10 protein-coding genes are annotated in these 11,674 nt (G+C 68.3%); 4 read left to right on the top strand and 6 right to left on the bottom strand.

The features are described 5' to 3' along the window. Positions 1 to 116: 116 nt before the first annotated feature. From U1H99_RS11880 to U1H99_RS11865, 4 genes are read right to left on the bottom strand one after another with little or no spacing between them, the layout of a single operon-like run. Positions 117 to 1,631, bottom strand: coding sequence for an efflux transporter outer membrane subunit (locus U1H99_RS11880; protein WP_323141937.1), 1,515 nt, complete (start codon positions 1,629 to 1,631; stop codon positions 117 to 119). An 18-nt stretch (positions 1,632 to 1,649) separates the two neighbouring features. After that, entirely contained in the window at positions 1,650 to 3,221 is a 1,572-nt protein-coding gene (locus U1H99_RS11875; RefSeq protein WP_323141936.1) for an MDR family MFS transporter, read from the bottom strand. Further along, entirely contained in the window at positions 3,218 to 4,516 is a 1,299-nt protein-coding gene (locus tag U1H99_RS11870) for an HlyD family secretion protein (protein WP_323141935.1), read from the bottom strand. Before U1H99_RS11870 ends, U1H99_RS11875 begins: the two co-directional genes overlap by 4 nt. After that, positions 4,513 to 5,202, bottom strand: a complete 690-nt coding sequence (locus tag U1H99_RS11865) for a CerR family C-terminal domain-containing protein (RefSeq protein WP_323141934.1) — start codon at positions 5,200 to 5,202, stop codon at positions 4,513 to 4,515. Before U1H99_RS11865 ends, U1H99_RS11870 begins: the two co-directional genes overlap by 4 nt. A gap of 193 nt (positions 5,203 to 5,395) precedes the next feature. On the opposite strand from U1H99_RS11865, the gene U1H99_RS11860 reads away from it, so the two are divergent. Next, positions 5,396 to 6,208: an SDR family NAD(P)-dependent oxidoreductase gene (locus U1H99_RS11860; protein WP_323141933.1), complete on the top strand. Its 813-nt coding sequence runs from the start codon at positions 5,396 to 5,398 to the stop codon at positions 6,206 to 6,208. An 8-nt stretch (positions 6,209 to 6,216) separates the two neighbouring features. Here U1H99_RS11860 and U1H99_RS11855 read toward each other — a convergent pair whose 3' ends face one another. Both U1H99_RS11855 and U1H99_RS11850 read right to left on the bottom strand, forming a co-directional pair. Continuing rightward, positions 6,217 to 7,011: a DUF2145 domain-containing protein gene (locus U1H99_RS11855; protein ID WP_323141932.1), complete on the bottom strand. Its 795-nt coding sequence runs from the start codon at positions 7,009 to 7,011 to the stop codon at positions 6,217 to 6,219. Then, a complete protein-coding gene (locus U1H99_RS11850; RefSeq protein WP_323141931.1) occupies positions 7,008 to 7,415 on the bottom strand; it encodes a hypothetical protein in 408 nt (135 codons plus the stop codon). The genes U1H99_RS11855 and U1H99_RS11850 overlap by 4 nt, the downstream gene beginning before the upstream one ends. Before the next feature lie 324 nt (positions 7,416 to 7,739). On the opposite strand from U1H99_RS11850, the gene paoA reads away from it, so the two are divergent. The 3 genes from paoA to paoC are packed head-to-tail and all read left to right on the top strand — an operon-like array spanning position 7,740 to position 11,564. Beyond that, positions 7,740 to 8,402, top strand: a complete 663-nt coding sequence (gene paoA, locus U1H99_RS11845) for an aldehyde dehydrogenase iron-sulfur subunit PaoA (protein WP_323141930.1) — start codon at positions 7,740 to 7,742, stop codon at positions 8,400 to 8,402. Next, entirely contained in the window at positions 8,399 to 9,352 is a 954-nt protein-coding gene (locus U1H99_RS11840) for an FAD binding domain-containing protein (RefSeq protein WP_323141929.1), read from the top strand. Before paoA ends, U1H99_RS11840 begins: the two co-directional genes overlap by 4 nt. 10 nt (positions 9,353 to 9,362) lie before the next feature. Beyond that, the gene (gene paoC / locus U1H99_RS11835; protein WP_323141928.1) at positions 9,363 to 11,564 is read left to right on the top strand and encodes an aldehyde oxidoreductase molybdenum-binding subunit PaoC; all 2,202 of its coding nucleotides are present in this window, start codon (positions 9,363 to 9,365) and stop codon (positions 11,562 to 11,564) included. Positions 11,565 to 11,674: the final 110 nt, after the last annotated feature.

Below are 11,674 nucleotides of genomic sequence, written 5' to 3'. Positions count from 1 at the left end.
TACGTTTATTATGCCACGCAACGCATGAACGTCGCCCCCGCGCAGGCGGGGGCCCAAGTTTTACGCGCCGTCGAAACGCGTGCAACTTGGGCCCCTGCCTGCGCAGGAGCGACGATTCAGGGGGCGCCGGCGGGTGTCGGCGTGTGCGTGGTCTCCGCCTGCCAACCCAATCCCAAGGCCTTGTGCAAGGCCACGAACTCCCCAGTCAACGCCGCCTGCGCCTGCGCCAGGTTCTGCTCGGCCGCAATCTGCTGCCGCTCGGTATCCAGCAAATCGATCAGGCTCGCCGTCCCTGCCTTCTGGCGCGCCGCCATCAGCTCGGTCGCATGCTCCGCCGCCGCTTTGGCGCGCGCAATCGTGGCCACCGTCGCCCGGCGCTGCTTGAAGCGCGATAACGCCCCCTCGGCATCGCGCAGCGCGCCCAGCACGGCTACCCGGTACTGCGCCTCGGCCTCGTCGCGCACACCTTCGGCCTGCTCGATGCGCGCCGCATTGCGGCCGAAGTCGAGGAAATTCCAGCTCAGCTGGGGCGCGGCGATGGCGGAAAAATCGTCCAGGTGGGTCAGGTCGGACGGATGGGTACCGCCGATGCCGATTAGGCCGAGCAGGGTCAGGCGCGGGAAGCGGGCGGCGTCGGCCTGGCCGACTTGCGCGTTGCGCGCGGCCAGCGTGCGTTCGGCGGCGCGGATGTCGGGACGGCGCTTCAGCATCGCGGCCGGGTCGCCGGTGGCGACGGAGGCGGGCGGCAGCGGGACCGGCGCGCCCGCCGCCAGTTGGTCGTCGAGTGCGCCCGGCGCCAGCCCCACCAGCGTGGCAAGTTCGTCGCGGTAGGCGTCCAGCTGCGACAGCAGCGGCTCGGCGTCGGCGCGGGTCGATTCGAGTTGACCCTGCAGGCGCGTCAGGTCGAGCTGCGACGCCGTGCCGGCCTGCACCCGGCGCGCGGTCAGCTCCAGCATGCGCTGCTGGCGCGCGATGGCGGCGTCGCTGAGCGCGATGCGCTGCTGCACGCTGCGCAGGTTGACGTAGGCCGAGGCCACCTCCGCGGTGAGGCTCAGCTGGGCGTCGGCCAGCTGGGCTTCGGCGGCGTCCGCTGCGGCGCCGGCGGCTTCCACGGCGCGGCGGCGGCCGCCGAACAGGTCGATTTCCCAGGTGGCGTCGAAACCGACACTATATAGATTGAGCGAGGACGGGATCGCTAAGCCGCTGCCCCCATCGGCTTCCGCGCCGGCGCCGCTTTCGGCACCGGCGCCGAGCGCGTCGCCGAGCGGCGGCAGGCGCACGTGGGCGGCCATCGCCGTCGCCGTGCCGTTCGGGCGGCCGTTGGCGCGTTCGCTCCCGAGCGCGGCGCGCGCCTGGCGCAGGCGCGCGCGCGCCACGCCGAGATTCGGGTTGGCCTTCAGGGCGGCGTCCACCAGGCCGTCGAGGGTGGCGTCGTTCAGTGCCGGCCACCAGCGTGCCAGCACCTGGCCGTCGGCTGCCGAGTCGCCTGCACGCGCGAATGACGCCGGCTGGCTTGCCGCCGGTGGGCCCGCGTAATCCTTGCCGGCGGTCGTGCAGCCGGCCAGCAGCGCAGCGGCGAGCACGGACGGCAGCAGGGCCACGGCGGGACGGAAGGACATCTGCTTCTTCATCAAAACCTCACTCCTCAATCAATGGCCGGCGACCGGCGCGCCTGTATTCAGCGGACGCAGGAACAGCACCAGCGGGATCACACAGCCAATGCCGACCGACAGGATCCAGAACAAATCGACGTACGTCATGGTCAGCGCCTGCATCTGGATGGTGCCGCCCAGCGTGCGCAGCGCCTGCGGCATGCCGCCCAGTGCCTGCGCCTGCGCGGCCAGGTAGTCCTGCACGCCGCCGCGGTTGGCGTTCAAGGACTCTTCCAAGCGGCGCGAATGCAGCCACAGGCGCTGGTCCTGGACCACGGCGATGCCGGCCAGCGCCAGCGAGCCGCCCAGGTTGCGCGCGGCGTTGAAAAGGCCGGCGGCGTCGCTGGCGTTCTCGCGCGAGACCGACTGGATCGCGGCCTGGTTCAGGAACACCATCGCGAAGATGGTGCCGACGCCGCGGATCAGCTGCGAGATCACGAAGTCACCGCCCGCCGATTGGGCACTGAGCGCGGTGTCGAGATAGGCGCTGGTGGCCAGCACCATCAGGCCGAAGCCGACCGCGAGCCGGATGTCGACGTAGCGGATCATGAGCGGCACCAGCGGCATCATCATCAGGCTGGGCAGGCCGCCGAGGGCCACGATCTTCCCGGACTGCAGCGCGTTGTAGCTCGAGATGGTGGCCAGGAACTGCGGGATCACGTACGAGGTGCCGTAGATGACCATGCCGATCGTGATGCCCATGATGACCACGCTGCCGAACTGGCGGTCGAGCAGCAGGCTCAAGCGGATCACCGGCCGTTTCGCGGTCAGCTGCCCCGCCATCAGCAGCAGGAAGCCGGCAAAGGACAGCAGGCTGAGCCAGATGATGAGGCTCGACGAAAACCACTGTTCGCGCTCGCCTTCCTCCAGCACCACCGTCAGTCCGCCCAGGAAGGCCGCCAGGCCGAAGATGCCGAGCCAGTCGGCTTCCGCGATCAGGCCCAGCTTGGCCGGTTCGTGCTTCAGGCCGACCAGCAGCAGCACCACCAGGCCGGCGCACACCGGTACGTTGAGGAAGAAGGCATAGTGCCAGCTCAGGTTTTCGGTCAGCCAGCCGCCGATCAGCGGGCCGACCACCGGCCCCAGGATGGCGGTGGCGCCGAACAATGCGGTGCCGATTGGCTGCTGGCTGCGCGGCAGCCGCGTGGCGATGATGGTCTGGGCGGTCGGGATCAGGGCGCCGCCGGTGAATCCCTGGCCGACGCGGCCGACGATCATCATGCCCAGCGTGGTGGACAGCCCGCACAGCACCGAGAACGCCGTGAACAGCCCGGCCGCGACCAGCAGGAAGGTGCGCAGGCCGAGCACGCGCTCGAGCCAGCCGGACAGCGGGATGATGACGATTTCGGCGACCAGGTAGCCGGTGGCGATCCAGGTGCCTTCGGTGCCGCTGGCGCCGATCTCGCCCTGGATCGTCGGCAGCGAGGAATTCACGATCGAGATGTCGAGCGTCGCCATCAGCGCGCCCAGGGTGCCGGCGGCGACCGCCAGCCAGGCACCGGCATCGGCGCGCGGCTCGGCGCCCTTGGCACCTGCGTCGGCGCCGGCTTCGGCTTGCGCGGCGCTCATCGACGCGCCTCGCCCGCTGCCTTCTGCTGGTCTTCGACCCGCTCTTTTACAGCATCCTGGTGGTTCTCTTCCTGCTTCTTGATCCGCTTGGTGTCGTCCTTGGCGCCCTTGGTCTCGACCTCGACCTTTACCGACAGTCCCGGCACCAGCAGCTGGCGCGTCTCCGGCGTGGCCTCGACCGACACGCGCACCGGAATGCGCTGCACGATCTTGGTGAAGTTGCCGGTCGCGTTTTGCGGCGGCAGCAGCGAGAACTGGGCGCCGGTTCCGGGTGCCACGCTCTCGATGCGGCCGTTCAGCTCCACCCCCGGCAAGGCGTCGACCTTGATGTGGGCCGGTTGGCCGACGCGCATGCGGCCGATCTGGGTTTCCTTGAAGTTGGCGGTGATGTACAGGCTGCCCACCGGCACCAGCGTCATCAGGCGCGTCCCCGGCTGCACGAACTGACCGACCCGCACGGTCTGGTCGCCGATGCGGCCGGCGATGCTCGCCGTGAGCGTGGTCGATTGCAGGTTGACGCTGGCTGCCTTCAGCTGGGCTTCGGCGCCGCCGGTCTGGGCTTCGGCCTGGCGCACCTGGGCGCGGAGGGTGCCGATGCGCTTTTCGGCATTCGCCAGCGCCGCGCGCTGCGCCGCTACCTGCTGGGCGCCCTGGGCGGCCTGGTTGCGGCGTGCCGACAGCGCTTCGGCGTTCTCGGCGCCGATCTCGACCAGCGGCGCATAGCGCTTGACTTCATTGGCGGCGAAGGCGGCGTTGGACTGGGCCGCCGCCAGCTGGGCGCGCACTTCGGCGATGCTCGATTCCTGCTCGGCGATCTGGGCCCGCACGACGTCGGCGTTGGCGTGGGCGCTGGCGATCTGCGACTCGAACTGCTCGGTCTGGGCGCGGTAGTCGCGCGGGTCGATGCGCACCAGCGGCTGGCCGGCGGCGACGTCCTGGTTATCCCTGACCAGCACCTCCTCGACGTAGCCGCCGACCTTTGGCGCGATCGTCACGGCGTCGGCCTGCAGGTAGGCGTCGTCGGTCTCTTCATGGTATTTGCCGACGATCTGGTAATACGCGAACCAGCCGATGCCGACCAGCAGCACCAGCACGCCGGCGCCGATCAGCACCATCCGGATCTTGCGCTTCTTTTCGGGCGAAACCGGCTGCTTGCCGCCGTCTTTCTGGTCGTCGGGCTTCTTGTCCTCGGACTTCTTGTCGTCCGGTTTCTCGTCGTTGGACTTTTCGCGCGGCGCGGCGTCGGGCCGGGCCGTGTCCTGCCTGGGTTCTTGGATCGATGAATTGTCGGTCATGGGGCGTTTCCGGGAGTGGGTAGGGCGATGCCGCGGCGGGCGGCTTCGAAGTCGACCATCGCGCCGGCATAGCCGGCCAGGCGCTCGGCCCAGTGTGCGACGGCATCCGGCGCGTCGAGCAGGCCGGGGTCGGCCGCGCGGATCTTGTCGCGGCCGTGATAGGGATAGGCGATCAGGGCGAAGATCGAGAAGGTCAATGCCTGCAGTTCGCGGTCGGGCGCGGCCAGTCCGAGGTGGCGCTGCAGCAGTGCCAGCAGCCGCGCATGCACCTGTTCGCGGATGCCTTGCTCCTCCTGCAGCATGCCGGTCGGCTCGAAGGATTCGCGCAGGCGCAGGCGCACGCTGAGCAGGGTGTCGGCGCCCTGCACCAGCGGCTGCAGGCAGGTACGCATATACAAGTGCAGAGCCGCGCGCAGCGGCAGGCCGGGGGCGTCGAAAGGCGGCTGTACTTCGCCGGCACCGTGCACCGGCTCGAACAGGGCGGCGCGGTACAGGCCAGCCTTGTCGCCGAAATAATAGGCGATGGCGGCCACGTTCACGCCGGCCGCCTGCGCGATGTCGCGCACCGGCGTGCTGGCGTAGCCGCGTTCGACGAACAGGCCGAGCGCGGCGGACAGGATGCGCTCGCGCGCCTGGATGCCGTCGGCACGCGGCTTGCGCGTCGGCGGCGGTGATGGGGGATGCATGGGTTGATCAATTAGTTAAACGACTGTTTGACTTACACATCGTACGCTTAATAAATTGATCATGCGTTTTGAATCGTGCGCAATAAATACGTAGTGCCGGCGATGGCCGCGCTACGTTGGCGGGCGCACCGTCAGCGCAACCAGTCGCGGGTCAACATGGCGGGAACAACGTCACCAGATGAAAGGATCCACCATGTCCACCCCAGCATCCCGCCCGCTCGCCCTGGTCACCGGCGCCTCCAGCGGCATCGGCTACGAACTGGCGCGCCTGTTCGCCGCCGACGGCCACGACCTGGTCATCACCGCCACCAGCGTCGAGGGATTGGCCCATACCGCCGCCGCCGTCACCGCGGCCGGCGCCCAGGCGATCGTGGTGGCCGCCGACCTCACGCAATACGAGGGCGTCGAAAGCCTGGCGGCGGCGATCAAGGACACCGGCCGGCCGCTGGAGGCGGCGGCGCTGAATGCGGGCGTGGGGCTGGGCGGCTATTTCGTCGGCGGCACCGACCTGGCCGAGGAACTGAACATGATCCAGCTGAACACGATCTCCCAGGTGCACCTGACCAAGCGCATCCTGCCCGACATGGTCGCGCGCGGCGCCGGCAGGCTGCTGTTCACGGCCTCGATTTCGGGCACCATGCCGACGCCCTACGAAACCGTGTACGGCGCCACCAAGGCCTTCCTGATCTCGTTTGCCGAGGCGGTGAAGTCGGAGATCAAGGACAGCGGCGTCACCATCACCCTGCTGATGCCGGGCCAGGTCGACACCAAGTTCTGGCACCGCGCCCACATGGATACCAGCAAGCTGGGCCTGGGCGAAAAGGCGGCACCGACCAAGGTCGCCAGCGAAGGCTACGAAGCGATGAAGGCCGGGAAGGACCGCATCGTCGCCGGCATGACCAGCAGCAAATTCATCGGCAACGTGATCAACAACCTGGCGCCGGACACGGTCAAGGCCGACCTGCACGCCAAGGAGGCCAGGCCGGATTCCGGCCTGGAGAAATAAGACGCACGCTATTGCGCCACGCTCAGCACCCGCGCCTGCGGGTCGAGCGCCTGCACGAAGCGCAGCAGCGCATCGGCGTTGACGGTATCGATGTGGCCGGCCATGCGGCGGTCGAACGGATGGTCGTCGAAGGCGACGTTGGCGCGGAACATGCGCGCGCCCAGGCGCACCGCGGCCGGGATCTCGACCGTGGACGGATCGTAGTGCCGGGCCTTGAGCCAGGCCTGGGCTTCGGTGCGGGTCTCGACCTGGCCCGGGTCGGCGCCGGCCGAGGCCAGCAGTTCCAGTACCCACTGGTTGGAATTCTGGTAGCGCGTCGAGTACACGTAGGACAGCATGTTGTAGCGCGGCTCGTGCATTCGGCGCGGCGCCCGGCCCGCCATCACGCCCGCCAGCCGCGCCTGCAGCGCAGGGCCGGGCAGCAGGATGCGCGCTTCGTAGCGGTACAGGTCGGTCAGGAAGAAGTTGCCGATCCCCTCGTTGTACAGTTCCGAATTGGCGGTGCCGCAGGCGTTCAGCTCATGCACGACGGTCCAGCGCCCGGCCGGATGGTCGCGCAGCACGATGCCCAGGTGCGAATAGTGCTGGCCATATTTGCTCAGGTCCTGGCCGGCACGCGCCACCAGTGCCACGGCGCCGCCGCTGGCGTCCAGCGCCTCGTAGGTTTGCTTCGCAAGTTCCATCGACTTGACCACCTCGACGGCGCTGAGCGGGGCCTCGCTGCAGGCCTGGCCGGCGTACGCCGGCGCCGTGCAGAGGAGGGCGGCCAGCAGCAGGGGCAGGCCGAGGCGCGCCGCGCTCACGCGCCAGCCCGCTCGTGGTGCAGCAGCGCCTTGCCCAGTTCGTTCGGCACGAAGGCCAGCGCCTTGCCCGACAGCACCAGCACGTGGCCGGTCGACGTCGCCACCACCTCGAGCACGGTGCCGGCGGCGATCGACAGGCCGCGCGCCGCCTCGCCGGACAGCCGCACGGTGGCGGTGCTGGCCTGGCCGGCGCCCTGCAGCACCAGTACCACGCCCTCGGCGGACGCCGCGACGCTGACCACCACCACGCTGCCCGCCACGGCCACCGACAGCAGCGAGCCGCCGATGACCATGGCCGAAGCGTCGGTCGACAGGCGCGATGGCGCGGAGGCGTCGCCGTTGCCGCCGGCATGGGCGCCTGCGCTGGCGAAGCACAGCAGGGACAGGAACAGGACAGGTTTCATGGCAGCTCCGCATTAAGGTAAGGAAATAATGTACCTGTGTTGATATACACGCAAGCTCCCGCTGAGCAGGCGCAAGACATGCACCCCAAGGTCGCACCTATCGATACCACGCACCGTCAAATTGATCAATTGATGAGTGGCATTCATAACCCTATACAAATATGACACCATTTGTGCGCTGCCGCAGACGCTACCATCGGGTAAGTTGGTCGTTTGGCAACCGTGTGTAGCCTGCGGCCCAATTGCCATTAATATGATGAATGTGACGAAGTCTGCAATATTGACAATCGGGCACGTTACCCATCAATAAAAAGGAAAGCACTCATGGACGACCCCAGCGATATCAACCAGACCCGGCGCGGCATCATGATCGGCGGCGCGCTGTCGGTGACCGCGGCGGCAATGCCCGGCGTCGGCGCGGCCCAGACGGCCGGCCCCGGCATCACCCCGGCCCCGGCCGCGGTGACGCCGGCGCCCGTGACCCACAAGGTCGCGCTGCGCGTGAACGGCCAGCGTGTCGAAGCCAATGTCGACACCCGTACCACGCTGCTCGACCTGCTGCGCGAGCACCTGCACCTGACCGGCACCAAGAAGGGCTGCGACCAGGGCCAGTGCGGCGCCTGCACGGTGATGCTGGACGGCCGCCGCGTGAATTCCTGCCTGAGCCTGGCGGTGATGCATGAGGGCGCCGAGGTGACCACCATCGAAGGCCTGGGCACGCCCGACAAGATGCACCCGATGCAGGCCGCCTTCGTCAAGCACGACGGCTACCAGTGCGGCTACTGTACCCCGGGCCAGATCTGTTCGGCCGTGGCGGTGCTGGACGAGATCAGCAATGGCCAGCCGAGCCACGTCACGGCCGACATCACGCAGCACCCGCTGCTGTCGGTCGACGAGCTGCGCGAACGCATGAGCGGCAACATCTGCCGCTGCGGCGCCTACTCCAACATCATCGACGCCATCACCGAAGTGGGAGGCAAGGCATGAAGGCATTCACCTATCAACGTCCGACCAGCCCGGCGGAAGCGGCGGCCGCGGTCATGAAAGTACCGGGTGCGCGCTTCATCGGCGGCGGCACCAACCTGCTGGACCTGATGAAGCTCGAGATCGAGACGCCGGCCCACCTGGTCGACGTCAACGGCATCGGCATGGACAAGATCGAGCCGACCCGCGACGGCGGCCTGCGCGTGGGCGCCCTGGTCCGCAATGCCGACCTGGCCGCCGACATGCGCGTGCGGCGCGACTACGGCGTGCTGTCGCGCGCGCTGGTGGCCGGCGCCTCGGCCCAGCTGCGCAACAAGGCGACCACCGCCGGCAACCTGCTGCAGCGCACCCGCTGCGCCTATTTCTACGATCCTTACCAGCCGTGCAACAAGCGCGTGCCGGGCAGCGGCTGTTCGGCCATCGGCGGCTATACCCGCAGCCACGCGATCGTCGGCCAGAGCGAAGCCTGCATCGCCACCCACCCGAGCGACATGGCGGTGGCCATGCAGCTGCTGGACGTGAGCATCGAGACCGTGCGTCCCGACGGCAGCGCGCGCGTGATCCCGATCGCCGACTTTTATCGGCTGCCGGGCAACACCCCGCACATCGAGAACAACCTGGCACCGGGCGAGCTGATCACCGCGGTGACTTTGCCCAAGCCGCTCGGCGGCAAGCACTTCTATCACAAGGTGCGCGACCGCGCGTCGTATGCGTTCGCGCTGATCTCGGTGGCGGCAGTGGTGCAGCCGGACGGCAGCGGCCGCGTCGCGCTGGGCGGCGTGGCGCACCGGCCATGGCGCGTGGCGGCCGCCGACGCGGCGATGGCGCAAGGCGCCCAGGCGGTCACCGCGCAGCTGCTGGCCGGCGCCCGCACCACCGAAGACAACGCTTTCAAGGTACCACTGGTGCAACGCACGCTGGCATCCGTGATGGCGGAAGCACGCAAGGCATGAAAGGGACACCATGAAATTCACGACACCCGCCACCACCAATCCGATCGACCGCCTGAAGGTCATCGGTAAGCCGACCGACCGCATCGACGGTCCGCTGAAGACCACCGGCACCGCGCCCTACGCCTACGAGCAGCACAAGGTGGCGCCGAACGCCGCCTACGGCTATGTCGTCGGCGCCAGCATCGCCAAGGGCCGCATCAAGTCGATCGACACCACGGACGCCAAGCGCGCACCGGGCGTGATCGCCATTGTCACCTACGAAAACGCCGGCAAGCTGCAGAAGGGCGACTACAACACCGCCCACCTGCTGGCCGGCCCCAAGGTCGAGCACTACCACCAGGCCGTGGCAGTGATCGTCGCCGACAGCTTCGAGCAGGCCCGCGCCGCCTCGACCCTGCTGCGCGTCAGCTATGCCAAGGAGCAGGGCCAGTACGACCTGGAAAAGGCCAAGGAAACCGCCAAGAAGCCGAAGGAAAAGGACAAGCCGGACACCCGCGCCGGCAACTTCGAAAGCGGCTACGCGAAGTCCCCGGTCAAGCTCGACGCCACCTACACCACGCCCGACCAGTCGCACGCGATGATGGAGCCGCATTCCTCGATCGCCGTCTGGAACGGCGACAAGCTGACGCTGTACACGTCGAACCAGATGATCAACTGGGGCAAGAAGGACATGGCCAAGACCCTCGGCATCCCCGAGGACAACGTGCGCATGGTCTCGCCCTACATCGGCGGCGGTTTCGGCGGCAAGCTGTTCCTGCGTTCGGAAGCGGTGATGGCGGCGCTCGGCGCCCGCGCGGCCGGCCGTCCGGTCAAGGTGCAGCTGCAGCGCGCGCTGATGTTCAACAACACCACGCACCGCCCGGCAACCATCCAGCGCATCCGTATCGGCGCCACCCGCGAAGGCCGCATCACGGCGATCGCCCACGACAGCTGGTCGGGCGACCTGCCGGACGGCCAGCCGGAAACCGCGGTCAACCAGACGCGCCTGCTGTACGCCGGCGCCGACCGCCTGACCACGATGCGCCTGGCCACGCTGGATCTCCCGGAAGGCAACGCGATGCGTGCCCCGGGCGAGGCGCCGGGCATGATGGCGCTCGAGATCGCGATCGACGAGATGGCCGAAAAGCTCAAGATGGACCCGGTCACCTTCCGCGTCATCAACGACACCACCGTCGATCCGGAAGACCGCAAGCGCAAGTTCTCGCAGCGCCGCTTCGTCGACTGCATGCGCATGGGCGCGGACCGCTTCGGCTGGAACAAGCGCAACGCCAAGCCGGGCCAGGTGCGCGACGGCCGCTGGCTGGTCGGCATGGGCGTGGCCTCGGCCTTCCGCAACAACATGAACATGAAGTCGGGTGCGCGCGTGCGCCTCGAGCGCGACGGCATGATCACCGTCGAAACCGACATGACCGACATCGGCACCGGCACCTACACCATCATCGGCCAGACCGCGGCCGAGATGCTGGGCGTGCCGCTGGCGCGCGTCAACGTGCGCCTGGGCGACTCCAACTTCCCGGTGTCCTCCGGCTCGGGCGGCCAGTGGGGCGGCAACAGCTCGACCGCCGGCGTGTACGCGGCCTGCGTCAAGCTGCGTGAAGCCATTGCCCAGAAGGCCGGCATCGATGCCGCCCAGGCCGACTTCAGTGACGGCAAGGTCTCCGGCGGCGGCAAGGGCACCGACCTGCGCGAGCTGGCATCGGCCGGCGAGATCGTCGGCGAGGACACCATGGAATACGGTGATCTCGACAAGAAGATGCAGCAATCGACCTTCGGCGCCCACTTCGTCGAAGTCGGCGTCGACGCCGCCACCGGCGAAATCCGCGTGCGCCGCATGCTGGCCATGTGCGCGGCCGGCCGCATCCTGAACCCGAAGGCGGCGCGCAGCCAGGTGATCGGCGCCATGACCATGGGCGTCGGCGCGGCGCTGATGGAGGAGCTGGTGGTCGACAAGCGCATCGGCTTCTTCGTCAACCACGACCTGGCGGGCTACGAGGTGCCGGTACACGCCGATATCCCGCACCAGGAAGTCGTGTTCCTGGACGAGACCGACCCGACCACCTCGCCGATGAAGGCGAAGGGCGTGGGCGAGCTCGGCATCTGCGGCGTGGCGGCGGCGGTCGCGAATGCGATCTACAACGCCACCGGCGTGCGCGTGCGCGACTATCCGGTCACGCTCGACAAGCTGTTGCCGAAGATGCCTGTGGCGGTCTGATGCTGCCGATCAGCTGATCATCTTGTAGCACTGAAGCGGGCCCGGCATGCGATGCATGCCGGGCCCGTGTCGTTTTTACAGCAAGAATGTCAGCTAATGATGTTTCAAAT

This window comes from Massilia phyllosphaerae (genome assembly GCF_034659755.1).
GTDB classification, from domain to species: domain Bacteria; phylum Pseudomonadota; class Gammaproteobacteria; order Burkholderiales; family Burkholderiaceae_D; genus Telluria; species Telluria phyllosphaerae.
The sequence above is the reverse complement of the archived record's forward strand: the minus strand, read 5'-3'. Positions and strand labels throughout refer to the sequence as shown.